The sequence below is a fragment of the Mycoplasma suis str. Illinois genome, assembly GCF_000179035.2.
Classification (GTDB): domain Bacteria; phylum Bacillota_I; class Bacilli_A; order Mycoplasmatales; family Mycoplasmoidaceae; genus Eperythrozoon_A; species Eperythrozoon_A suis.
The window spans coordinates 406,594-431,077 of sequence record NC_015155.1; the positions used below are offsets into that span (position 1 = coordinate 406,594).

The following is a 24,484-nucleotide window of genomic DNA, read 5'->3' on the forward strand; positions in this document are numbered from 1 at the left end:
ATTAATTTAAATAAATTAACTTTTATTTTCTTCTAATATTTCTTTTTCTGGGGAAGGGAAATATTTTTCCATTCACTGAGAAATATTAGAAGAAATGATATTGCTTATATCTTTTACTTCTACTTCTTTTCCATATTGTTTTTTAATTCTTCCAATTAAAAAAGAAGTAAGTCTGTCTGGTCTATCGGCCAATTTGTGTAATTCTTGATTTTGTTCTGAAAGAACAGACTCACAGAAACCAATAATTTCTTGTTTCTCTATTTTTGGAGAATCCAAATAGTAAGTTACAACTGACTTAATATTTGGATTATTTCCTATTAATTTTTTGCAACTTTCTCTGATCTTTAAGTTATTGAATTTAAAGTCTCTCCCAAATTCTTTTAATTTAAGGGCTTTAAGTAATTGATTTAGAAAATCTATTAAATTCTTTACTTTTGAGATTTTTCCTCCAACGGAGTTAAAAATCTTTAAAGCAAAGAAAGCATTAGATCACTCACCTAATACTTCCCTTACTTGAAGGCAACTTCTAAAGAATTCATAATTATCAATTATTTCTTCTTGTTCTCTAGAAGCTAATGAGCTTTCCTGTATGGATTCAAATAGTGAAACAAGTTTGTGAGACTCACAATCTTTAGTTATTTTCTTTATCTCTTTATCACTTAACTTAATTGTTGGAATACAACTTTCAGGAACAAGTAGATAATCTTCACTACTTGTTTTCTTTCTCATAACAATTAGTTCAGCTTTTTTGTCATCTCACTTAAATGTTTTGTCTTCAAATAAATCTCTATCTTTATTTTTTATTTGCTCCAAGAAATATTCTTGGACTGCAGGAATAGCGTCGGCTATCGCTCTAAGAGAAGCTAAATTTTTCACTTCTGCTCTTCCAGTTAATGGTTTATTTTTATCTCCCTCAAGTGAAATATTTAAGTCAACTCTGAAATTACCATGTTCCATTTCAGCTTTAGAGATATTTAAGTAGAAAAGAAGGAATCTTATTCACTTAATACACTCTAGAACTTCCTCGGAAGTTCTAAGTTCCGGTTCAGTTGCAATTTCAACTAGTGGATTACCTAATCTTTCTGGAAGAAGAATGTGCACATTTTCTTCTTCTCCTTCTCCATGTGCTGCAGTATCTTCCTCTAGGGATACTGCAGAAATTCCTATTTTCTTAATTGATTTAGGTAAAAAAACATATCCCTTTTTAGCGAAGGGATTTTGTTTTTGAGTTATTTGATATCCCTTAGGAAGATCGAAGTAGAAATATGATTTTCTGACAAATTCAATTTCTGAAGGAATTTCTACATTCAAAGCTTTTGAAAGCTTTAGAACTAATCTAATTGCCTCAGTATTTATTTGAGGTAATGTTCCTAAAAGTCCGAGAGAAGTAAATGAAGAAGAAGTTACTGGAATATTTACAAAAGCTTTCCTTTCAGTAAGAAGAGTTGCATGAATTTCTAATCCCATCTTTAACCTAAAGCTAACTTTGGGAGTAGCTTTAGGTTTCTTAACAGTATTAGAAGAGGTAGTGGAAGAAGTTACAGCAGGAATATCTTTACTACTAGAAGAAGTCTTAGTAGACTTAGTAGTTCTTTTACTTTTAGAAGTTAAAGACACTTAACTTCTAAATAATTCCACTTTTTTCTAGAAAAGATACTACAGAGAGAAGATATTTATCTTCTCTGTAATTAGAAATTAAGTGAAGCCCCATAAATACCTTAGAAGAATCTAACTTTGATTTATAGTGAAGTCAAGGTATAGAAATAGCTGGAAGCCCGCAGAAGTTAGCTAATAGAACTAGTGACTGAAAACTATCTTTGAAATAAATAGGAGAATAAGTTTTTGAAAGAGGAGCTATATCTTCTGTTGTGGGAGAAATAATTATTTCTCCCCTAGAAAGTAATTCAGAAAGTCTCTTCTTATAAAGAGAAATTATTTTTCTAGCCTTTTTATATATATTTACTCTATTATCTCCATATAAAAAGAAGAAACCTAGTAAGTGTCTTCTTTTTACTTCTGAGCCCATTTTGGCTCTAATTTTCTCACTATCATAGGAATAGTAGGTACTTACTTTTAGTAGTTTTAATCTACTATCTTCTTCTTGCTTTTTCTTTTTAGATATATTGTCTTCATAATAATCACCCCTAATTCAGGGGTTGACTATCCCACTTAGAGATAAATAATGAGTAACTAACTCACTAAATGCAACAATCTTATATATAAGTTCTGTTAAATAGATTGGAGGTCAATCTATTGTTGAAACTGAAACAGTTGTATTTGGGGCAAATCTAAGTCTTCCAAGTAATCTTTGAAATTCTTTTCTTATTTTCTTTTCCCTCTTATTAAAAGGTCTATTTCCAGCCTCAGAAGCTTCCTTAATGGCTACAAAAGTAATTTTTTTTATATTTTTGTGATTTTTAGGAAGCTTTTCTAAAGCTTCCAGAGGATTCTTTATATTTAGTGGATAATATGATTTTTTTACTGTCTTTATTGTTGTTAAGTCTGCCGGATCAGGAGCAGAAATAACACTAAGAACTTTAGCTATTGTCTCTACAGAATGAGCCATTATAGAGGGGGTATCTAATAATGTGCAGAGAGGGAGAATTCCCTCTCTAGAAACTAATCCAAATGATGGTTTGAATCCATATAAAGAGTTATAGGAAGCTGGAACTCTAGCCGATCCTCCTGTATCAGTAACAATTGAAAAGTCAATTAATTTTTTAGAAAGAAGATAAGCTGATCCTGAACTTGATCCTCCTATAACTCTCTTTGGAGAGAGTGGTTGAGTAATTCTACCTTTATGCCCAAAGACTCCTGCAGCTCCCATCCCAAATTCATCTAGAGATGAAGTTATTAAGTGAATAGCTTTTGTTTTTGACAAAAGCTCATGAATGGTAGAAGATTTTGGGGGATAATGATCTGGATTTACTAGTGCACTGGAAGAGCCAGTGCACTGACTATCTTTTATATATATTGAATTCTTTAGAGAGTAAGTTAGATAGTTTATTGAGGGAGAATTCGAATGAAAAAGAGTATTAAAAAATCTAGATCACTTTGTGGACTTTAAAGTTTTTGATACTAATTTTTTTCAATCAGAAGGACCTTCAATTGCCTCATCAGGAATTGAGGATAGTAATTTCCAGTCATAACCTCAAAGGATTCTCCAGAGTTTACTTTCTCTTCTTTGTTTTATTTTGGTGTTTTTTTAGACTTTTTTAAAAACTTGAAAAACTAAATCTAGCGAAGCACTCTAAAGTACTAAAAAATAATTAAAAGTGAAAGAAACTTCTTTAAAGTTTCTAAATCTTTTTTCCTAAAAACTTATCTAATTCATCTAGTGTTAGTTCTTCATGAGAGTGAAAATCTTTAGCTACTTCATCATTAATGGGCATATTGTAGATATCTAAAAGATCGTTTTGCATGGATTCAATTAATTTAACTGTGTCATTAATCTCTTCTTCACTTGCGGAAAGTTGAAGAGATTCAGATCCCTTTATAAGTATTTCTCTTATCTTTTTAGGGTCTAAGAAAAGAGGGGAACCTTTCCCCCTCTCCTCTGACAAACTAGTACATTAACTTAAAGTTTTCTAACTAAAAGTTAAATGTGAAGATGTCTTTAACTTGTCCGGAAACAAATTCCTTAAACTTCTTTGAAGCTTTCAATCTTGGAACTTCTTTTTCAGGAATATCAATCTTTGCCTTAGTTTGAGGATTAATACCTGTTCTTGCAGATCTTTTTACAACTTCAAAAGAACCAAATTCAAGAACATTAACTTTTCCTTCCTTCTTTAGGTTTTCAAGAATTAGATATTGATATTCTCTTAAAACACTAGCAACATTATTTTGAGTGCAACCACACTTATCCGCTAGGTGCTTTATTAATTCGTCTTTCTTCAACATTAGAACTTAACTATTTCTTAGCAGCTGGCAACTTACTTTCAGAAGCAGCTTCCTTTAGTTTCTTTGAGAAAGAAAACTTAGCAACATTAGCTGCTGGAATAACCATAGGTTCTTTTGTCATAAAGTTAACTCCTTTTCTTTCAGGTCTTCTTGAAATTTTGATTTTTCCAATTTCAAGAACATTAACTTCTCCTTGTTCTTTCATTTCTGCAATTGTAATTGCTTGGTAAGCTTTTAGAACTGAATCGATTTGATCTTTTGTCAATCCGGTTTCTCCGGAAATCTTCACTAATAATTCTAACTTTGTCATTACAGAAATTATTATAGCATAAAGATTTTTTGAATTATCTTTTTTTGTAATAAATCTTTAGTGGAGAGTATCTCAAATTGAAGTAATTTCTGAATTGAGTTTCCACTAATCTCATCTGTTGTGTAGTGATATTGTCAGGATTTGAGCATTGAATAATAAATGTTGGAATTGAAGACTTTACCTGAGAAATATTTTCCAGTGTAATAGTCTTCTTAGCCCCTAGTAAGAGCAAATTAGCTCTTCCTAAGAAGCTAGATAATTGTCCTGCAGGAAATAATCTAGATATCTCTGCCTGAACAATAGACAGAGCTTTAAATACATTTTCAAGCTTCTTGGAATACATTGCACTAATAAAAATAATTGGAGCTCATGGAAGAAAGTAGAACTTCTTTCTTACTTGAGCTTCAAATTCTTTTTGCTTTTGCTGACAGTCAGGATGGTAGCTCATTAAGTCCCACTTATTAGCTACTATGACTACAGGTAAGTTAGATTCAAATATTTCTTTAGCTACCTTCTCATCCAAGTGATTTATTGGTTGAGAAGGATCTATAACAAATAAAAGAATATTTGCTGCCTTTATAGCTTTTTTAGATCTGACTCAGCAAAGATGATCTAATTCTTCATTTCTAAGTCCTTCTTTTTTCATCTTTTTTCATCCAGGACTATCTATTAATAAATAAGTTTTCCCATTATGAGAAATACTGTATTCAACTAGGTCTACAGTAGTTCCCTCTATTGGGGATACTATTATTGCATTACTTGAGAGTAATGCGTTGGCTAAAGAAGACTTACCTACATTTACTTTTCCAACTATCCCTAACTTAACTTCAGTATCTTCTTCAATTAATTCTTCTTCTAACTCTCTTTGTTGCTTTTCGTCTCCGAGAATAAAGTTACAAATCTTATCTATTAATTCATATATATTGATATCGTGCTCTGCAGATATCAATATAGGAGAACCAAAACCTAGAGAGTTAGCATGTTCTTTTCATCTACCTTCTTCTTTATTGGAATCTATTTTGTTAGCTGCCAGTATTACTGGACAGTTAGCATATCTATGTATTAATTTAGATAGTTTTCACTCTACTGCCCTAATTCCATCTACTTTGGAAAACATAAAGAGAATAATTGTTGATTCTTTCAATTGATTAATCAATAATTGATTAATCTCACTTTGAAAGTTTGGAGACAACTCTTCAGAGTAACCTCCACTATCAATTAGTATTACTTCATGTTGATCTTTCAACTTAGTTTTTCTCATAACTAAGTCTCTAGTGATAGACTTTCTATTCAAAACAATAGAATGTCTATCTCCTATAAGTCTGTTAAATAATTGGGATTTACCTACATTTGTAGCACCAACTATTAGTACTTTAGGTAATTTCTTATCTCTTCTTGTTGACATTATCTAACCAGTATTTAACTCCCCCTTAAAAGGTTAAAGGGGGGATATCCCCCTAAAGACTAATTGACAAATTCTTCTTTGATTTCTAAATACTTCTCTAATTGAAGTATTAATTTACTTCTATATTTTTCCAACCTTTCCGATCTATCCCAACTGAAACTTAGTTGTCAAGAATAAAAAGTAGCTACAAATGCAAAGTCAACTAATATTTCGGCATCTAACTTTAGAAGCTCAGCTAGTTGAACTATTTTTTCCTTAGAAAGCTGAGCTTCTTTAGCGAAATTACCATATTCTCAATAAATAGTATTTAGTCTTGCTCATTCATAATCTATGAGAACTAATTTTTCATTTCCTTCCTCATCCTCAGAGTGAATTAAGTTTTTGAGACTTATATCATTGTGAGTCAATACTCTCGGAAGATCTTTATGTTTTTCTATTAGCTCTTTATAGATAGGGAAATATTTTTGATATTCTTCCCTATCTTTATCTATTTTTGAGGAAAAATCAAAATGATCATGTAACTCTATATTTCCCAGTTGATCACTGGGAACTGAGTGATATTTACTTGCTAACTCAATAACTTTTTTGAGTGTTTTTTTATCAATAAATCTTGCTTTGAGCTGATCTCCTTCAACTCAGTCATAAATGGCATTTCCAGTTGACTCATCATAGTAGATTAAGTAAGGATCTTTTATTAACTTAAGTACTTCACACTCATTCTTTCTAGAAATAAGGTGATTATTTTCAGCTATTCTTACCTTAAATGTCTTTCCCTCTAGTAGGGTTATTTTGAATATTTGATTAGAAAACCCTACTAATATCTTTTTGAAACTTCTAATTTGAGATCTATATTTAGGAAAATGGTCAAGGAAAAATTTCTTTGCTATTTCCTTAGCCATTTCCTACTTAGTTATTTTTCTACATTCTTTGACTAATAACTCACAAAGATTATTAGAAGTTATTAGTCAACCTGAAGATACATAGTATTTCAGTATTTCACTAGGAGAAGGATTTTCAGTAATTTTTAATTTCACTTCTCCTTCTTTAATACGTTCAATTACTGAAGAATATCTCTTATTTATTTGCATAGCTCCATCTCGTAAATTTACGAGAATGGAGTGAGCATCTACAGTAACAAAAACCTCAGTAGGACCAATTATTCTTACTCTTAGTGGTTGATTGGGATCCAGAACTGGATTCATTTTGAATCTCTCATGTCTAGGTCTCTCCATCTTAGGGATCTGTATTTTATTAAAATTTTAAATTTTGAAGTTATTGTTTTTCAATATCTAATTGAAAAACTCTCAAACTATTTTCAAATACTGTTTTCTTTACTTCAATTAATTTCAGATTTTTTCAATCTGAAATTAATCTCAAAATAGCTCTGCAAACACATTGATTCTGAGCCAAATAAGGAGAATCACTCTCAACTAACACTTTTTTAATATCTATTCACTTTATTAATTCCCTAAATTTAGAAAAATTCCTAAAAACTAGTGGGGAGAATGAAATAAATCATTCTCCATCTAGTGATAGGAATTGTTTTAATTCATCCATATTTCCATCAAAAGAATGAATTATTCCCCTTAAATTGGAATACTCTCTAAGTATTTTTAGTGCTTCACTATAAGCATTTCTTAAGTGAAGCACTAAAGGTAATTTATTTCTAATAGATAATTCAATGTATTCTCTAAATCACTTCTTTTGAATTTCCCAGTCTTCTGGGGAATTGGTTTTAAAGAAATCTAAACCAACTTCCCCAATAGCTACTATTTTTTCTCTATTCTTATTTATCAAGTCTTGCAGACTTGACAAAACTTCTTCTTTCTTTTCTAGACTATCTAGATAAAGGGGATGAACTCCTACAGCAGCAAATACATTAGAAAACTCTCTAGATTGCTTTACTACTACACTTGATTCTGCAAGTGTAGTAGCTACATTTAAATAGAAGAAAGAAGATTCAAATAGAATTCGCTTTCTAAGCTCTAAATTATTTTCAATATGACTAAGGTGAATGTGAGTTTCAAATACTCTATTCTCCTTAGTCAATTAGAAAATAATAATTATTGTATTAGTGATAAGTAGGACTATTTAATACTTATTTAAATATCTCTAAACCTTACAGTTATTATCCCCTACATTTACATAAGTCCTTTAATTCTATTTCTAAGATCATGCCCTACTTATCACTAATAATTCTTTTAGTTGATAGTAGGGTATTAGATCTAGATAGGATATATCTTTCTGAAATCAGAAAGAGATGACCTAAAAAAAATATACTTCCCATTTATACTAAGTCAGACTTATCTTTAGGAGTTAAACATAAGAACTCCTTTAACTTGCTTCAGCCAAGTTCAAGGAGAAAACTAATTAAGTTAATTAGAGAAGAAATTGAAAAGTCTGACTTAGATGACAAAGAGAGAACTAATTCCGCTATTGTTATGGGAGGAGCCAATAGCGGAAAATCTAGCTTTATTAATTTACTAGTAGGAAGAAAAAAAGCTAAAAAATCTCCAGAGCCCGGAACTACTCGGGCTCTTTCTAGACACAAAATTCCCTCAACTAACTTAATAATTTATGACAGTCCTGGAATTTTTCCCCCAAATTTGGGAAGAAATTCCAAAACACTCTTTCAACTCTTAAACTTTCTCCCTTCAACTCCAGACTCTAGAGAAAATTACTCAGAATGAGCTTTTGAATATCTCAAAGAGAACTATCCAGAAAAAATAGTTCTCTTAAGTTCTAACGAAAATCAAGAAAGTTTAGAGAGCTATGATAGTTTCATAAGATCGTTAGCTGAAAAATATAAATTACTAGAAAAGAAAGGGGAACTTTCTTTATTTAGAGCTGAACAAAAATTTGTTGAGCTCATAAGAAAAGGAGCTATTGGAAGAATCACTTGAAAGATATATAATAGCTAAAAATTAGAACAGTTTTTTTAGCTATTATTCTCTTTCCTAGCTAAATAAAAAGGTCGTGATAAGAATCACTAAAGATAAAGATAGATTCTCTAATCACATTAGAGGAAAAAGTCATTTTTTCAGCCTTAAATTGGCTGAAAAAAGTATGCACCAATCTTTGAGCTTTTACTACAGAAAATATTGCTCAAAGAATGAAGCATTCAATAAACACAAAGAGAAGATACTTACAGCTTCTCTGTTTTTATTGACTACTTCTTCATTCTTATATAAGAAAAAGGAAGAAAGTCTCTGTACATTTCACTGAAGAAATTATTTAAAAATATTTTCTAGAAAGGAAGTTGTTCACTTCCTTTTCTGCGCAATACTTTATCTAATAGAGTATGACTACTTCGGAAAAGAAGATAAGAAATTAATAAAAGAATCTATAAAGAAACACTGAAAAGATTCTTTACCTTCTTTTGAGGAAGCTTATCTTCTTTTAATAATTAAGAAAAACACTAATCAAAATGATTTGTGCTTACTTGGAATAAGCTCAGAAAAATACTCTAAATTAGTTTCACTTGCTCTTCAATTATCTGAAATTATTAGATATGAAATTTCAGAAGACTATTCAAAAGTATTGAATTTAATTGAAATTTCAGATGATTGAAAAGAGAGAATGGCAGAGATATTTGGATTCAAATCCGAATATATCTCTTTTCTTTATTTTGTAAATTTAAGAAGAAAGAATAAAAAAGGATTACAGAATAGTTTCATTAAGTTTTGCTGTTGAGTTTCCTTTCTTTTTTCAAGATAAACTAGATTAAGTAATGGCTTCAAAGAAAAAGAAAGTAAATTCAAGAGAAAGATCCAGAAAGAAAGAGCTAAAAAAAGAAAAAATTAGATATGAACTTAGAAGAAAAGTTAAGAAGTCTATTAAGAAACAAATATCTAATCTTTTCCCTGTAGCTTCAAGAGCTTCTGAAGAAGTTATTAGTCCGAAATTACTTCTAGAAAAGAAAAAAGCTCTTTCAGAGCTTTACAAGACTCTTGATAGCAAGCAAAGTAAGGGGTTAATAACTAAAGGAAGAGTTAATAGACTTAAGTCAAGATGTACTATCAAATTCAATAAATTGTTCCTAAATCAAGAGTCTAAAAATACCTAAAAGGGTTAATTAGTTAAAAAAGAGGAGGTTGTCTGCCTCCTCTTTTATTTCCCCATTTCTAGGAATTGGTTTTGTTCTACTCGTTTTCTGGTATATTTCCAGAAAAAAGAGTAGAGAAGAAACTAGTAAGAAGGGAAATAAAAATGATCTCTGATATTTAGTAAAAGAATATTTAAAAGTAACTGATAGACAAGGTTACAGAATAGTTGACTTAACTTTTTATTCAAGAGCGAATACAATTTCGTTCTTGAGAGAGCAAATACTAGAAAATAAAGAGTTTTTAGAGAAAAGGAGAGAAAAACTCTTTAATCTCAAGAAAAAAAGACTTGAGAGATTTGGTAAAAAACTTCAGAGAAAGTTACCTATCAAGAAGGTAACTTATTATCCAGAACATGAAGATTATCACAGAAAGATAGAACTTTACACTCTAAAAGTTATTGCCAATAAAAATTCAACTTATGATGAATATCTTCAGGAATATGAAAAATATATTCAAGAAGATAACTTTAGAGAGCTTCTCAAACAAAAATTAATTGGAGAAGCTCTCTCAAAAATAACTAAGAATAAAACAATTAACTCAAGAAATAGATTCTTAGTTTGCTTCAAAACTATGAATAAATCTAATGTGATCTCCGACTGAGAAGCAATAGAAATAGAGCTCTTCAAGAATACTAATCCAAACAGTAAAGAGAAATTTAAGGTTCTCTTTACTGCTTCCATAAATTATGAAAAAGAACTTCACTGAATTTACTCTCAGCAATATAAATATGAAAGAGGTAAGGTTGAGAGAGTTAAATCTCTCGAATTAGAAGCTGAACAAGAAGAAAAGAGACTTAAGAGATGATTAAAGATACAACCTCTGGTATCTTTTCCTAAAGAATGTTTCCAAAAAGTTAAGAGTAAATTTAGTTAATTTTTAGTTAACTTGATTCCAGTCCCTAAGGGCTTGGAATCTGTATTTGTTCTTAATTTCTCTAACTTTAAACACTCTTACGAGAGACCTTTAGAGTTTTCTTTTTTGAACTCAGTTGAGCTCCAAAATGTTGTTGAAAAAGATGACTCTAAAGACAAAAATATGTCTTTCTTAGGAATTGCATTCACTCAAAATGAGTGAAAGTGAAATATTATGAAAAAAATAAATAAAAACATAGAGTCAATGCTCTATGACGCATTTCTTGACAAATTAATGGAAATTCTTCACTTAAAAATTGAAGATATTTATTTTTTTCAGGGAGATCAAGAACAATGAGAAATTTTTATGAAAGAAATAGAGAAAAAGGAAGTAGCTCTCATATATAACCCAAGAATTCAATTACTGAATATAAGAAATATTCAGTTACCAATAATTCTTAGTCCAGGAGCACTTCTTTTCCACAAAAACAAGTTTTCTTGTTTTTTATTTTCTGAGTCACTCAGACCAGGAAATATATTTTTTGCAGAATTTACTTTCTATCATTACTGGCTAACTAAATATCTTTCAGTAGATATCCAAGATTTGGCTATCTTCTGAAAGCCAATAAAAGAAGAAAAAGATTCTGCAACTTTTTCATTTACATTGCCTAAAGTGAAGACTTTAAGTAAGTCTTCACCTAATAAGAGAATTTCTATTCATCAAGCTATGGGAGTCCCTCTCCCAGACTATAAAGATTCTTGATTTTCTAGATTTCTTTCGAGGGAAGAATATTCACAGAAGTTTGAAACTTCTAGTCAATTAACAGAATTGGAAATTGAAAAAATAACTCAAAGTTGCGAACTCCTTTCTGAAGAAATTATTAAGAGAATGATGGAAATCCAATCAATAGCTTTAAAGCTTATTGAGAAAATTACGGAAGAATACACTCCCTCGGAGTGATTCAAAAAAGTTAATTGAAGAGAAGTTATAGAATTAACTTCTCTTAGTGAAAATAAGAAATTAACTGAAAGATTTTCTTTTTTACTTCAGATACTCCCTCTTATAGAACTGCTATTTCTTTTATATTTCCTAACTACTCTCTCTTAACTACCCCTATAGTTCCCATTCAAAAAGCACTTCTTTTGGGTGGGGAACTTCAGAAAGAGAAATTAAATAGTGAACTAAAGTCAAATGAATTTGACTTTTTTCTCTCATATTATTTCTGCAAAAAAGTATTTGCAGGAACAAAAATATCTTCTAGTGCTATTTTTTCCCATGAGGGAAAAAAAGAACTAAATAATAGGATAGTCTCTATTGAGTGAAAAGTCTATTATGACTTTGAGTCTTATTCTGAAATGCTGACACAAGCATCATTTCAGATATATCAACTAAATAATTTAGTAGTCAAAGAAGACTTAATTTTTAATCCAGAGAAAGATTATTCCTCTTTTGAAGAAGAATGTGTTATAGGTCTTGCTAGACCGCTCATAATAATAACTATTATGAGTGGTATAAATCTAAAAGAATTTAATAGTGAAAATCTTTTAAGTCTTTCTGAAAAGCTATCTAAACAAGTAGTTTATATAGCTTTCAATAAGACTTTTGAATGTACATGACTTCAAAAGCTTGCAGAAAGAATGACAAAGTCAGAGAATTCAATATTATCTCTCCTAATTAAAGACTTAACAGTTGACTTATGTGACTGATTTATTTTCTCGAAAAATAAATCACTTAATTTAATTGGTGAGTTACAGGGAACTCACAGTCTTAAAAGACTTTCTACGAAAGTCCTAAAAGATATGAAACAATACTCATCTCTAGAATGCGTTCAAGAAGGAAGAGGAGCTCAATTCCTCTTCCTTTATTATTTCTTTATCCTCAAATATCAGGGATTCTCTAAAACACTTTTAAATGATGAACTTTCACCCAAACATTGGGTGAAAGACTATAAAGAAAAACTCTCTAAAACTTGAGAGAATATAAAAAGATATCTAACAGAATATTGCTCTCTAGATGTTCAGGGAATGGTCTGAGCAGTAGACTGACTCAGACATAAATATGAAAGTGAAAAACTAGTAGATAGGGAGTTAATCCAAGACTTTATATCTTGGATTAAAGCAAAAAATCCTTCAGAGCTAAAAATTCTTATTTCTGAATATTTGGCCCTAAGTCCAAATATATAAATTAGCTAATTATTTAGCAGCTATTTGTTTCAGTAATTCTATATTTATTCCTATACTGCCAAGTTTTCCAGCATGAATAGCTCACATAGAAATAGCTGAAAAGAATAAAGCTACTGAAAGACCATCAAATCTATCTCAGAATCCTCCAACTTTAGTTCCGAAAAGTCTTCCAAAGTTTTTATAACCTAATAGTCTTTTTGAGAGACCAAAAGTATTTTCTCCGAAGTGAGCAATATAAGACATTACTGCTACCCATATTAGAAATACAAAGAAAAAGCTTTCTCTGCAAGAGAAAACTCCATGCCCAAATACACCACTATTTCTAATAGCAGCCACAGCTAGCGCTAGCGCTGTAGTAGTAATTAGAGCTGCTCAATTTAATCCTTCTACAGATTTAAAGAGACTAAATCTGGAGAAGCAATTCTTACCGCATTGTCTTCCTATTATGAAAGCTCAAGTACTATTGGAGAAAACCAATAGTACTGTAACTATAAGTATTCAGAAAGGCAGGAAGAAAGCTAATAGGAAGAAAGAAGATCATCCTAGATAATGTCATCTTAGTAGTTTTGCAACTACTCTAGTAGAAATATTGTCTGGAGCATGTTGATCCAGACTAGATAAAAAGAACTTACTAAAGAATTTAAATGCAACTATATTTCCTAGTCAGAAATATAGTTGGAAGAATAAATAGTGAGTGGCACTCTCAATCTTGAAACCTTCTCCAGTATTTTCTGGAGTGTTCTTAAGAAAATATCTATTTAGGAAATTAAATAGAAGAGGCCCAAAAGCTATAAAAGTAAATATTATTTGATATTTCTTCCCTTTAGCGAATTGAGAAGGATGAACAATTGTGGTGAGAATCTCTCCGGCACTATTAAATACTAGATAAGAAGTAAATAGAATAACTCAAAATTTTCCAACAAACTCTATTGAGTTAGGAAAAGGTCCCTGTTTTAAAAGTGATAAATAACTAGATAAAGAACCTCCCTGCGCAAATGATGAAATATTTGCGACAGAAAGAAGTAAAGTAAATACAACACAGCATATAACAACATTTATGCTGTGTCTTACCCGTTGAGACTTCTCCTGATTGGAAGACCAGAGAGAACTCATTTAATCTAGGAAGCTACATAGAGAAAAAGGTAGAAGAAAGAAATTTTCTTCTACTAAAGTACTAGAGAGTTCGTAGTTCTTTTTCTTTTTTAGCTCAATTATCTTCTAACTCTAGTACATACTTAGATATTTCTTTATCTAATTGTTCTCTGTGAGAATGTTTTTGATTCTCAGATTGAACACTATTTTTAAAGTATTTTTGAAGATCTTTTCTCTTATTTCTAAGAGCTATCTTAGCTTCTTCAACTATTTGCTTACCACTTTTTATTTTTTCTTCTCTTATTTCCTGAGTAGGCTCAGGAATAGAGCATCTTAATTCATTGTCCTTTATATTGATCGTTAAATTAGGTTTAGCTTTCTTTATTGCCTTCTCAATATCATGAGTTATTTTTTGAGAAGGCAAATAAGGCTTAATAGTTAAAAGTCTTGCTTTTTCTAGATTAACTAGAGCTATTTCAGAAAGAGAAACTAAATTCCCTTCATATTCAACTTGAAGGGAATAAAAATGTGTTGGATTCAATCTAGAAATAGTAAATTCTTCTAGCTTTTCATTCATTCTCTTTTTAATGTGTTCAAAATCAGTTTTTAATTCTGATGATCAGTCCTTTAGTGGAATGTTTTCCACTTTATCTTTTTCTTTTGAACTCATTAAAAACTAAAAGATTTCTGAAACTCTAATTCCCCCATTAAGACTTTTAATGAAAGAGTTTTCTACTTCTTGATTGAAGATCAAGAAATGTAATTTATTTTCTTTAGCGAGATTTAGTGCTGAATGATCAAATACTTTTATATTTTCAGATATTATTCTGTCATAACTTAATTGACCATAAAATACAGCATCTTCATATATATTTGGATCTTTGTTATAAACTCCTTCAACTCCATCTTTCCCTATTAATATTTTCTTAGCTCCTATTTCTATTCCTCTCATAATTGCAGCACTATCAGTGCTGAATCTAGGCTCTCCTAATCCTCCCCCAAATATTATTACTCTTCCAGAAGATAGATCTTCTTCTATTTTGGAGAGAGAATAATCTTCAACTATTCTCTCTACTGCGAGAGCTGAATACAGTCTGGATTTAACTCCAATACTTTCAAGTGTTTCTTTAAATACATAACTATTCATAATAGTTGCCATCATACCTACATAGTCTGCCTGAACGGCAGACAATAAATCAATTTTTTCTTCTTTACCTCTTCAAATATTACCTCCCCCAATAACTATTCCTATTTCATAAGACTTATTTAATTCTTTTACTTGAGAAGCTAAAGCTATTAGCTTCTCTTCACTATATATCTCTCCCTTACCTTTTAGAGCTCCTCCACTGAACTTTAAAAGAATTCTTTCTTTCTTTACTGACATCTTCTAAAACTTACAGTTTGAAGAAAAACTAAAGTTTAGTTTCCCAACTGAAATACTAGAGAAAATTTTCTCTAGTACTAAAAGAGAGATTAAGTTAGAAGTTCCGATTTCCAATGAATATGGAAGTTCTCTTACAGTCAAACTATCTCCAGAAGATAGTTTAGCTGCATTGCTCCCCATAAATATAGGGGAAAGAGATATTTCTTTTTTAAATCAGAAAAATGTTGTTCCATATTCATGGAACAATTTTGAAGGATTAAAGCTTATAGAAGAGAATTCACTTAAAAGTTTTTTTGATTCATCCGAATCAAAAAAGATATTGTCAAGTGAAATATAAGAAAAAAGAAAAGAACAAGAGCCCCCTAACTTATTCACTTGACTTATCAAATTTTTCTCAAGGGATTCCAGCCCTATTAATCAAATTAAAACAATTTTGTTTTTTAAATCAAATTTTTCTACTTCAAAAATGTTTTCGATTTCGAAAACATTTTCAAATCGACTTGATTTTAAATTATAAGGCTCATTAGTGAAAATTACTAAATTTTCACTATTTTTTAGGAAATTAAAAATTAATTTTTCAATGTAATACTCATTGTGCTGAAAAGTTAAAAAATGAGAAGAGCTGAGACCTAAAAAGCTACAAGCTTTTTTTCTCAGCTCTTCTATTTTTGAGGCGTATTCCAATGCTTTGGAGTGTGATTTATTTTGAATACTACCAGCAAACTCACTGTAGTATTTCTCAATTACTTCTTCGATTCCGAAGAAGTAATTACAAGTTTTCAAGACTACGTGGCTGCTGCTCTAGCTTGATCTTCTTTCATTTTTCTAGCTTTCTCCCTTACATCATCAATATTTCCTGTATAGAAGAAGGCTTCTTCAGGAAGATCATCTACTTCTCCATCTAGAATAGCTTTAAATGATCTCAAAGTATCTTCCCTTGTTAGATACTTACCTCCCATATTTATGAACTTTTCTGCAACAAAGAAAGGTTGAGAGAAAAAGTTTCTAATTTTTCTCGCTCTAAATACTAGTTTCTTATCTTCATCTGTAAGTTCATCAATACCCAAAATAGAAATAATGTCTTGTAGTTCTTCATATTTTTGAAGAACTCTAACAACTTCATTTGCTACATGATAGTGTTCTTCACCCACCACTCTTTCAGTTAGTAGATTAGATGAAGAAAGTAGTGGAGAAATAGCAGGATAGATACCTAGAGCTGCTATTTTTCTATCTAGAACTACTTTTGCATCTAGGTGGGTGAAAATAGTTGCAGGAGCTGGGTCAGTTAAGTCATCGGCTGGAACATATACAGCTTGAACGGAAGTAATAGAACCAGTTTTGGTTGAAGTAATTCTTTCTTGTAGTCTTCCCATTTCGTATCCCAGTGTAGGTTGATAACCTACAGCTGAAGGAGTTCTTCCTAGCAAAGCTGATACTTCTGATCCGGCTTGCGAGAATCTAAAGATATTGTCAATGAATAGAAGAACATCTTTAGAAAGTTCATCTCTAAAGTATTCAGCGACTGCAAGTCCGCTGAATGCAACTCTTAATCTAGCTCCCGGAACTTCATTCATTTGACCAAATAAAAGAACTGTATTTTTAAGAACTCCGCTATTTTCCATTTCATAGTAAAGGTCATTACCTTCTCTTGATCTTTCTCCTACACCTACAAAGATAGAAAGACCACTATGTCGCTTAGCGACATTGTGAATTAACTCTTGAACTACAACCGTTTTACCTACACCAGCACCACCAAATAGACCAATCTTACCTCCCTTTGCAAAAGGGATTAATAAGTCAATAACTTTAATACCTGTTTCAAGAAGTTCAATACTATCTGTTTGATCTGAGAACTTAGGTGGTTCTGCATGTATTGACCTAAGTTCTACATTTTCTAACTTAGGTAATTTATCAATAGTGTCTCCCACTACATTGAACATTCTTCCTAATGTTTCCATCCCAACAGGAACCATTAGTGGTTTTCCTGTTCTCAAAACTTTCATTCCCCTAAATAGACCAATTGTTTGAGTTAAAGCAATTGTTCTAACTCTTCCATCTCCAAGTAGCTGAGCTACTTCAAAGACAGCCTTTAATTCTTTACTTAATCTATTGTCTGGATCAAATATTTCAATTTTTTCATGAATTGAAGGCTGACTATCAAGTGGAAAGACCATATCAACAATTGGTCCTGAAACTTGAGAGATATATCCCTCCATTGTTAGTGATTTATTAGTGATGGTGTCAGAAGAAGACATATTTAAATAACTTTTATCCTTCTATTTTTTCATTTTCATATAGAAGGATAAAAGAAATATAGAAAAAAATTTAAAAATCTAAACTTCTAAAATAGACCTGTTTTTAAAGGTTTTTATGGTTAAATTTGAATTTATTTACTAAAAGTAAACTGGAAAGTTTGCAATTAAAATAAATTTTATTTCTCCTTTTTTCTACTGGCGGTTATGGTGAAATGGTCAACACACCTGATTGTGGTCCAGGCATGTATGGGTTCGAATCCCATTAATCGCCCCATTTATCGAAAATAAAGACTTAAACTATTTAATTTAGAGTAGGTAGTATTTCTATAGACTTCTAAGAAAAAAGAGAATGGTTGATTCAAGTAAGAAATTTATGATACATGCTCATAAATTAGACCATTCTCTTTGCAAGTCTATAGAAAATCACTACCTAATTTATGAAGACTCATCTATGTGAGTTTTCTTTTTACCTCCTTTTCAGACGGAATTTCTAACTGAAACTGAAGTAGAAATTCCTTCTAGAAAAAATAAGGATGTAAATATAAAAGTAAAAAGATATGTAAGTTCTACTAATAACTTACCTATCTTTTGATTTTTCTGAAAAGATCACTGATTTAATGTATTAGTTACATTACATCCAGAAGATAAATATTCTATTTACCTAAACATAGCTACTCCTCCATTGGTGGAGGAAAAAGCTTTTAAGTTTATAGATTTTGAATTAGATTTAAGACTAACTAGTGAAGGAGAATTAAATCTCCTAAATAGTGATATTTATGAGACTCAGTCTCAGAGATTTAAATATTCTGACAACTTAAAGAAAGAAGTTTCCAAAACTATGAGAAAAATTTTTATTCTCTTGAAAGAAGGATGATTCCAAAAATTAGTTTCCAAAGAGAATATTGATTCTCTTTGAAATAGAGTTACTTCTACCCTAGGAAAAGAAAAAGAAGAACTTCTAAGGAAGAATGAAGGATTTACTGAATTAGTTGAACGACTAGAAGTTTCTGAATTTAACTAGTAAGAACTAGTTAATTAAAAAAGAAGGGAGGGCTTTTAGCCTCCCATATTTAATTTCAGTGCTGAAGTAATTTCAGTAATTTCCTGAGTAATATTTGCCTGTCTCATTTTTTGATAAACAATTTTGTATTCAGCTAATTTTTCTTCTGCGGCTTTAACTGCATTATTCATGAGCTCTCTTCTCTGACTGTGTTCAGAGATCTTAGATTCTATGAGAGCAACTAATATAGTTCTCTCAAAATAAGCTGGAAATAATTCTATGATACTTTCAGAATTATCAAATCTGTGATAGTGAGTATCATATCTTATACCTGTTCTTGCCCTCCCAAAATAATCTTTTGTGAAGGGCAATATAGAAAAGTTTCTAAGTTCTCTACCAACTTTGTGGTGAACTAAATTGAGGTGGTAGCATCCTCTAGTAATATATTCTTTTAGTACAAATTTAGCTACCACCTCCAAGCTTTCAACTAAGTCTGCAGATTTAATTTCGGAGGGATAAATTTCAATTATTCTCTCCTTTAGGGCTGGATATCCCTTCAGGAGGTTAAATAGTTTTTTACCAAAAACTACTAGAAAACCATCTAAAGGAAAGTTCTTAACTAAATAATCAATTATTTGAGCATTAAATCTACCGCAAAGAGCTAAATCAGTTCCTATAACTACTCAGAGGGAGAGTTTTTCTCCTCCCTCCCCAATGTATACAAATTTAGCATTACTTACTTTGTAATCATGCTCATAACTGGAATAAAAACTTCTGAATAGGAATTTAATTCCCTCAACATAGTCTCTTCCTTTTTCTCTCATATCTCTATAGTTTTTTAACTTTGTTGAGGAAATTAACTGAAGAGCTTCTGAGATCTTCAGAATGGATTCCATATCCTTAATTTTTCTTGAGATTGCAACTAACCCAGAAGACATTGTTAACTAGTTACTTAAGTTTTAAAAACTTAAGTCCTTTTTAATTTCTAATTGAATTTCTTCAGTATCCATGAAAGCTCTATATTCTGCTCTAAACATACTAGTCATCATATCTTTAGCAGCTACGCTAACTTTCTCAGAAAGAGAAATTGTTTGATAAAGAGAATGCTTTCTTCAAGTTTCAAGTATTCTCTTTAAGAAAGGAGTAACTCATTCCGGTTTTTCTAATTCAAGTATTAACTTACTTGAAATTAGGAATAGTAAAAGAATTTCATCTTGAGGACTATAAGGGTTTAAAGGAGGTTGAACCAAAATAGGAAGTATTCTAGCTCCGAGAGCTAGAGACTTTCTAGATTCCTCATTTAAATCTGATGAGAATTTAGAGAATTCTAGAAGTTCAAAGTATTGAGAAACAGCTAGTTTTAGTGAGCCAGTAAGACTTTTAATTGCAGCTTCTTGCGCAGAAGCTCCAACTCTTGAAACTGAGTTAGATAAGTCTACAGCTGGTCTTTGACCAGAGTTAAAGAGTGTAGTCTTCAGGAATAGTTGCCCATCAGTAATAGAAATTACATTACTTGGGATATAAGCTGAAATATCATCAGACTGTGTCTGAATGATAGGGAGAGCTGTTATAGATCCGCCTCCATTTTCGGGAGATAACTTTCCAGCTCTCTCTAGAAGTCGGCTATGTAAATAGAAAATATCTCCCGGGAAAGCTTCTCTCCCTGGAGGGAAGCTTAATAATAGGGAAAGAGTTCTATAGGCAATAGCATGTTGCGTCAAATCATCATAAATGATTAGGACATCTTCCCCCCTTCTCATTCAATATTCAGCTACTGTAATACCAACAAAAGGAGCCAAGAATTGAAGAGAAGGAAGATCGGAAGCACTAGCTACAACAATAGTTGTATAGTCTAGTGCTCCTACCTTCTCTAAATCTTTAAATGATTGGAATACAGTAGAGTTCTTTTGACCTATAGTTACAAATACACATCTAACATTCTTACCTTTTTGATTTACTATGGCTTCCATAGCCAAAGAAGTCTTACCTGTTTGTCTGTCTCCGATAATTAACTCTCTTTGTCCTTTACCTATCGGAATAATTGCATCAATTGCAAGTATTCCAGTATAAAGGGGTTCGCAAACAGAACTTCTTTCCATTACTTCTGGAGCAGGAGCTTCTACTTGTGATCACTCACTTATTTCTATCTTTCCCTTCCCATCTAAAGGTTCTCCAAATACATTAATAATTCTTCCTGAAAGAGCATCTCCTCTAGGAGCTGAGAAGCTCTTTCTAGTTCGTGAAACAGTCATTCCTTCGGAAATTAATCCATAATCTCCAAGTACTACTGCACCAATACTACTTTCTCGAAGAACTAATACAAGAGCTGGTATTTCTTGTTCTCCTATCAGGAGAACTTCATAAAGGAAGCAATTAGATAGTCCAGAGAGAAGAAGAATTCCATCTGAGTTGGAAAGAACCTTTCCAACTTCTTCTTCTCTTAGAGCTACCTCATTATCTTGTATTAGTCTCTTTAGAGTTTCTGCAAATTCATCTAGTCTTGTAGTAGCCATATAACTCTATCTAATTATTTAGCAGAAAGTCTTTCATAAAGTTCTTTCTTAATGGTATCCATTTTTCTTGCTAGTGAGCAATCTAAAATGGAGTCTTCATATTCCATTCTGATACCAGCAATTAAGCTGGTATCAATTGAAGTTTCAACTCTAATTGATTTTCCAAATTTAATTTCAAGTCCCTCTATCAATTTTTTAAGTTGAGCATCTGATAGTTGCTTAGAACTTGTAATTTTGACATGAACTTGTTCAAGTTCTCGCTCAACACTTTCTATTAATTGTTCTAGAAATAGAACAATGTGTTTTATTAGTTCATGTCGAAATATTAAGTCAATAGTTGAAGGAAGATATCTTTGTTGAAAAGAAAAAAGTCTAATGAGCTCAAAAAGAAACTTTTTTCTTTTCTCTGTTTGAATATTCGGGGAAGTTAAAAATATTTCAAATTCTGGAAACTTCTTAAAAAATTCTAAAAGACTTTTAGTCTCATCTAAAAGGAGACTAAAGTCCTTTTTAGTTGAGTAACAAGCTACTAAAGCTTTTACAAATCTAAATATTTTTTCTCTCTCTCTTACTGCGGAAGAGGAGTTATTACTACTACTCACTTAAGTAACTACTAACTTAAAGCTATTTCTTCTTTTTCTCTAAAAGCTTTATTGATATCACTAATGTATTCATTTACTAACTTGTTGTGTGTTTTTTGATTAATAGAAACACCAACAAGTTTTTCAGCTAATTCAACTGAAAGATCAATAACTTTACCATTAATAGTTTTCTTAGCTTCCTCTTCTATTTGTTGAGCTTTTCTCTTACTTTCCTCAATAATAGATTGTTTTAGTTTTTCAGCTTCTTCTAATTTTTGAGAAAGAATCTTTTCAGCTTTTTGTTTTTGTTCAGTAATTATTCTTTTTTCTTCTTCCTTTAAGTTAGATTGTTGAGTTTTTAATTGAGAAAGAGCTACTTTAGTTTCTTTAGTGGCTGAAGCTAATTGAGTATGAACTTTATCTAATTTATCTTTTTGCTTAGCTAAAAAAGCGTTAGTAGGTTTTCAAAAATAGTAAACAATGAAAATAATTACAAAGATTGAACTCAGAAAGTGAACTGCAATTACAGTTGGATTTGAACTTACTAATGAAAATAGCAGGTCCTGAAGTTTTTTCCCTAAACCGTCACTTTGAAAAAAGATCATTTAGTCAAAATTAAAGATTTTAAGTTAATTATTTACTAATAAATTAAGAACCTACCCCCCGTATAGGCAGAGAATTGAGACAATCAATCCATAGATAGCTACTGATTCACAAATAGCTACTCCAACAATATATTGTTTGAAGATTAAAGCTTCAACTTCTGGATTTCTAGCTAATGATTCAACTGCTTTACCACCAATATAACCTTGAGCAACTGCAGCCCCTAAACCTGCAAGAATAGCAACACCAGCTCCAATATATTTCTCATTATTATTCTGTTGGAATAATGTGAGTGTATTTAAAAGAAAGTCGAAAATTCTCGGCAAAACTACTTGTTAATAAATACTATATATTTAAATTTAAGCTTTTTGCTGATGCATCGAATTAGATGCCATTGACCAATAAATAGATGCCAAGAACAAGAAAATCATGGAATGCAACACTGTATCAACAATATCAAAGTAAAGATTTAGAGGAACACTAATAATTGAAGTAGCTATTCCTGTAGATAGACCTAGAGAACCTAAATAGGTTTCAAAAACATGGTGAAAAATAAACAAAAACAGTACTCCAGCAAAATAGTTACCTCATAATCTAAAAGCTAGGGAAGCTACCTTCCCTAGCTCTCCTAACATAGCCAATACATCAGGAATAGGGAAAATCTTTTTCCCTTTTCTCTTTATTCATATAAAGTAGTCAGTACAGAATCCTCAACCTCTATATTTAGCTCCAAAGAATAAAGTTCCTAAAAATACAAACCCTGACAGGGTTAAGGGAACTATCATAAAGTTAACTATTCCCTTAAAACCGAGCATATTTACTATTCCAGAAGTCCAAAAGTAGAGCATTATGTAAAGAAAAAATGGAATAGTAAATTGATTTTTAGGTCCCAATAACTTTATGGTGTTATTCTTAACCCATCTAACCATTAAGAAAACCATAAACATAAGCTTTGGGAGTTTTTCATATGAATCTGATTTTTCAAGTGCATCCCTATAGAAAACTCCCAAAGCAAAAATAAATATCATCATGAGAGCAACTCCCATGATCATTGAAGAAGTATTGTCTTTAGAGTCTTGTAGAAATTTCAATCCAACACCACTAAATAGTGGTTGTATTGAACTAAAAGACAAACTTAAATTCACTAGATTAAGTTAAAAATATCTATATTCTGAAAAACAACCTATAGGTTGGATTCGGAATATACACTGTAGTAGTAAATAATCTTATAGCAGGAATAACAAGTACTCCTGCTATAGCAAATCATTTTTCAAAATAATATTCCTGTGAACCAACATTTTTTTCAATAATAGTCCCAATTATTAGTACTGAAGAAAGTACTAATAAATTAAGTCAGTGAGAGAATATTAATTTAGTTCTGATTCCTAAGGTACTTTTAGTTTTATCTTTATAATTAATAAACCTTAGGAATCAGAAAGAGTAATTACTCCTAAGTAAAGTTAGCTTAAAGAATTTATTTAGGAGTGTAAAGTTTTTACACGTAAACCAAGCTTGAACAATTGCTGTCAGTAAAGCAGTAATTGTTGCTGGGAATTTTCCCTGACCGATAGTATTTTTAATCAAGAAATCATATATGATTGCAACACTAACATATATGCTCAGTGAAATCATTGATGTAAGGAAGCATATACGATATCACCTTTCACTTTCCAAATAAAGGTATTAAATAGCTAAGTTTTGAACATTTACTTCTTCTTCAGCTTTCAACTTAAATTGTTTAAGTTGAGCTCTTCTATTTCTCAATTGGAATTGAGCATATCTAAAGAATTCCATAAATTTCTTATAGCTAACACTTAATAGTCCTATTAATAGGCAGTGAACTACTCAAAGAACTATTCCAGTAGTTTTTGTTATGTCTGGACTAGAAGTCAAGACATTTACATGTTCACTAGTTCAATAAGTTCATCCGAACCCATTAAATGTTCCAATAAATACCATTGCAGCTCAACAAGTTAATAATCAAGCATTAAAAGTTCACCATATTCAGAGTATTAATTTATTTCTAGAAATTAAAAAACTCTTATATGAGGGAACTTTTAATACTTCAAAAAACTTATGTCTATATATAAGAAAAGAAATAAGGAAAACAGAAAAACCTAAGAAGGAATAAAAAAGTAATTTATGTGATTGCTGGAATATAGCTATAAGCACTCCAGCAATCAACATAAGGTGTGCAAAAAAACCAATGAAAGCTCCAAACACAACATTAGGTATTAAGTTAAAGAACAAAAGGGGTTTCTTTTGAACCCCTTTGTTTGTGTTAATAAAACCTAGTCTTA

At 31.0% G+C, this 24,484-nt stretch carries 29 protein-coding genes and 1 tRNA gene; 8 read left to right on the forward strand and 22 right to left on the reverse strand.

What is annotated here, in order from left to right; all coding sequences use genetic code 4:
* Positions 1-15 precede the first annotated feature (15 nt).
* From MSU_RS02395 to MSU_RS02435, 9 genes are all read right to left on the reverse strand, one after another.
* Positions 16-1,617, reverse strand: a complete 1,602-nt coding sequence (locus tag MSU_RS02395) for an aspartyl/glutamyl-tRNA amidotransferase subunit B (protein ID WP_013609890.1) — start codon at positions 1,615-1,617, stop codon at positions 16-18.
* A 7-nt stretch (positions 1,618-1,624) separates the two neighbouring features.
* Entirely contained in the window at positions 1,625-3,193 is a 1,569-nt protein-coding gene (locus tag MSU_RS02400; protein ID WP_334198813.1) for an amidase family protein, read from the reverse strand.
* A gap of 106 nt (positions 3,194-3,299) precedes the next feature.
* On the reverse strand, positions 3,300-3,563 hold the full coding sequence (locus MSU_RS02405) for a hypothetical protein (RefSeq protein ID WP_013609892.1): 264 nt from the start codon (positions 3,561-3,563) through the stop codon (positions 3,300-3,302).
* A 28-nt stretch (positions 3,564-3,591) separates the two neighbouring features.
* Complete coding sequence (locus MSU_RS02410) at positions 3,592-3,900, reverse strand: HU family DNA-binding protein (protein WP_013609893.1); 309 nt, start codon at positions 3,898-3,900, stop codon at positions 3,592-3,594.
* 10 nt (positions 3,901-3,910) lie between these two features.
* Positions 3,911-4,210: an HU family DNA-binding protein gene (locus MSU_RS02415; RefSeq protein ID WP_013609894.1), complete on the reverse strand. Its 300-nt coding sequence runs from the start codon at positions 4,208-4,210 to the stop codon at positions 3,911-3,913.
* Positions 4,211-4,244: 34 nt separating this feature from the next.
* The gene (gene der, locus MSU_RS02420; protein WP_013609126.1) at positions 4,245-5,615 is read right to left on the reverse strand and encodes a ribosome biogenesis GTPase Der; all 1,371 of its coding nucleotides are present in this window, start codon (positions 5,613-5,615) and stop codon (positions 4,245-4,247) included.
* A 59-nt stretch (positions 5,616-5,674) separates the two neighbouring features.
* Complete coding sequence (locus tag MSU_RS02425; protein WP_013609127.1) at positions 5,675-6,514, reverse strand: phosphotransferase; 840 nt, start codon at positions 6,512-6,514, stop codon at positions 5,675-5,677.
* Positions 6,515-6,517: 3 nt separating this feature from the next.
* Complete coding sequence (locus tag MSU_RS02430) at positions 6,518-6,847, reverse strand: hypothetical protein (RefSeq protein WP_013609128.1); 330 nt, start codon at positions 6,845-6,847, stop codon at positions 6,518-6,520.
* A gap of 40 nt (positions 6,848-6,887) precedes the next feature.
* Entirely contained in the window at positions 6,888-7,664 is a 777-nt protein-coding gene (locus tag MSU_RS02435) for a TatD family hydrolase (protein ID WP_013609895.1), read from the reverse strand.
* A gap of 125 nt (positions 7,665-7,789) precedes the next feature.
* Here MSU_RS02435 and MSU_RS02440 point away from each other — a divergent pair, with 125 nt between their 5' ends.
* Genes MSU_RS02440 through MSU_RS02465 form a run of 6 tightly spaced genes read left to right on the forward strand, consistent with a single transcriptional unit; the run spans position 7,790 to position 12,756 of the window.
* The gene (locus MSU_RS02440; RefSeq protein ID WP_013609896.1) at positions 7,790-8,536 is read left to right on the forward strand and encodes a GTPase; all 747 of its coding nucleotides are present in this window, start codon (positions 7,790-7,792) and stop codon (positions 8,534-8,536) included.
* A 55-nt stretch (positions 8,537-8,591) separates the two neighbouring features.
* Positions 8,592-9,332, forward strand: coding sequence for a hypothetical protein (locus tag MSU_RS02445; protein WP_013609897.1), 741 nt, complete (start codon positions 8,592-8,594; stop codon positions 9,330-9,332).
* Between the two features lie 13 nt (positions 9,333-9,345).
* Positions 9,346-9,681: a 30S ribosomal protein S20 gene (gene rpsT, locus MSU_RS02450; RefSeq protein WP_013609898.1), complete on the forward strand. Its 336-nt coding sequence runs from the start codon at positions 9,346-9,348 to the stop codon at positions 9,679-9,681.
* Positions 9,682-9,709: 28 nt separating this feature from the next.
* Positions 9,710-10,594 carry a hypothetical protein gene (locus MSU_RS02455; protein WP_013609899.1) on the forward strand — a complete coding sequence of 295 codons (885 nt, stop codon included), beginning with the start codon at positions 9,710-9,712 and terminating at the stop codon, positions 10,592-10,594.
* A gap of 12 nt (positions 10,595-10,606) precedes the next feature.
* Positions 10,607-11,680 carry a hypothetical protein gene (locus MSU_RS02460; protein WP_013609900.1) on the forward strand — a complete coding sequence of 358 codons (1,074 nt, stop codon included), beginning with the start codon at positions 10,607-10,609 and terminating at the stop codon, positions 11,678-11,680.
* Positions 11,681-11,715: 35 nt separating this feature from the next.
* A complete protein-coding gene (locus MSU_RS02465; protein WP_013609901.1) occupies positions 11,716-12,756 on the forward strand; it encodes a DUF2779 domain-containing protein in 1,041 nt (346 codons plus the stop codon).
* A 9-nt stretch (positions 12,757-12,765) separates the two neighbouring features.
* On the opposite strand, the gene MSU_RS02470 is transcribed toward MSU_RS02465, so the two are convergent.
* The 5 genes from MSU_RS02470 to atpD all read right to left on the reverse strand — a co-directional run bounded on the left by MSU_RS02470 (position 12,766) and on the right by atpD (position 17,487).
* Complete coding sequence (locus tag MSU_RS02470) at positions 12,766-13,869, reverse strand: membrane protein (protein ID WP_013609902.1); 1,104 nt, start codon at positions 13,867-13,869, stop codon at positions 12,766-12,768.
* 61 nt (positions 13,870-13,930) lie between these two features.
* On the reverse strand, positions 13,931-14,518 hold the full coding sequence (locus MSU_RS02475) for a ribosome-recycling factor (protein WP_013609903.1): 588 nt from the start codon (positions 14,516-14,518) through the stop codon (positions 13,931-13,933).
* 6 nt (positions 14,519-14,524) lie between these two features.
* Positions 14,525-15,232: a UMP kinase gene (gene pyrH, locus MSU_RS02480; RefSeq protein WP_013609904.1), complete on the reverse strand. Its 708-nt coding sequence runs from the start codon at positions 15,230-15,232 to the stop codon at positions 14,525-14,527.
* Positions 15,233-15,235: 3 nt separating this feature from the next.
* On the reverse strand, positions 15,236-16,015 hold the full coding sequence (locus tag MSU_RS02485; RefSeq protein ID WP_013609905.1) for a hypothetical protein: 780 nt from the start codon (positions 16,013-16,015) through the stop codon (positions 15,236-15,238).
* Between the two features lie 2 nt (positions 16,016-16,017).
* Positions 16,018-17,487 (reverse strand): F0F1 ATP synthase subunit beta, encoded by a 1,470-nt coding sequence (gene atpD, locus MSU_RS02490; RefSeq protein ID WP_193345415.1) that lies wholly within the window; start codon positions 17,485-17,487, stop codon positions 16,018-16,020.
* A 198-nt stretch (positions 17,488-17,685) separates the two neighbouring features.
* Here atpD and MSU_RS02495 point away from each other — a divergent pair.
* Positions 17,686-17,761, forward strand: a tRNA-His gene (locus MSU_RS02495).
* 75 nt (positions 17,762-17,836) lie between these two features.
* A complete protein-coding gene (locus MSU_RS02500) occupies positions 17,837-18,508 on the forward strand; it encodes a DUF402 domain-containing protein (RefSeq protein WP_013609140.1) in 672 nt (223 codons plus the stop codon).
* A gap of 35 nt (positions 18,509-18,543) precedes the next feature.
* Here MSU_RS02500 and MSU_RS02505 read toward each other — a convergent pair whose 3' ends face one another.
* The 8 genes from MSU_RS02505 to MSU_RS02540 are packed head-to-tail and all read right to left on the reverse strand — an operon-like array spanning position 18,544 to position 24,434.
* The gene (locus MSU_RS02505; protein ID WP_013609907.1) at positions 18,544-19,425 is read right to left on the reverse strand and encodes a F0F1 ATP synthase subunit gamma; all 882 of its coding nucleotides are present in this window, start codon (positions 19,423-19,425) and stop codon (positions 18,544-18,546) included.
* Between the two features lie 21 nt (positions 19,426-19,446).
* On the reverse strand, positions 19,447-21,000 hold the full coding sequence (gene atpA, locus MSU_RS02510; protein WP_013609908.1) for a F0F1 ATP synthase subunit alpha: 1,554 nt from the start codon (positions 20,998-21,000) through the stop codon (positions 19,447-19,449).
* A 14-nt stretch (positions 21,001-21,014) separates the two neighbouring features.
* Entirely contained in the window at positions 21,015-21,602 is a 588-nt protein-coding gene (atpH, locus tag MSU_RS02515) for an ATP synthase F1 subunit delta (RefSeq protein ID WP_013609143.1), read from the reverse strand.
* 11 nt (positions 21,603-21,613) lie between these two features.
* The gene (locus MSU_RS02520) at positions 21,614-22,186 is read right to left on the reverse strand and encodes a F0F1 ATP synthase subunit B family protein (RefSeq protein ID WP_013609909.1); all 573 of its coding nucleotides are present in this window, start codon (positions 22,184-22,186) and stop codon (positions 21,614-21,616) included.
* Between the two features lie 51 nt (positions 22,187-22,237).
* On the reverse strand, positions 22,238-22,510 hold the full coding sequence (gene atpE, locus MSU_RS02525; RefSeq protein WP_013609145.1) for an ATP synthase F0 subunit C: 273 nt from the start codon (positions 22,508-22,510) through the stop codon (positions 22,238-22,240).
* Positions 22,511-22,543: 33 nt separating this feature from the next.
* Positions 22,544-23,317, reverse strand: a complete 774-nt coding sequence (locus tag MSU_RS02530) for a F0F1 ATP synthase subunit A (RefSeq protein ID WP_237696881.1) — start codon at positions 23,315-23,317, stop codon at positions 22,544-22,546.
* 31 nt (positions 23,318-23,348) lie between these two features.
* Complete coding sequence (locus tag MSU_RS02535; RefSeq protein WP_237696882.1) at positions 23,349-23,816, reverse strand: hypothetical protein; 468 nt, start codon at positions 23,814-23,816, stop codon at positions 23,349-23,351.
* Between the two features lie 51 nt (positions 23,817-23,867).
* Positions 23,868-24,434: a hypothetical protein gene (locus tag MSU_RS02540; protein ID WP_237696883.1), complete on the reverse strand. Its 567-nt coding sequence runs from the start codon at positions 24,432-24,434 to the stop codon at positions 23,868-23,870.
* Positions 24,435-24,484: the final 50 nt, after the last annotated feature.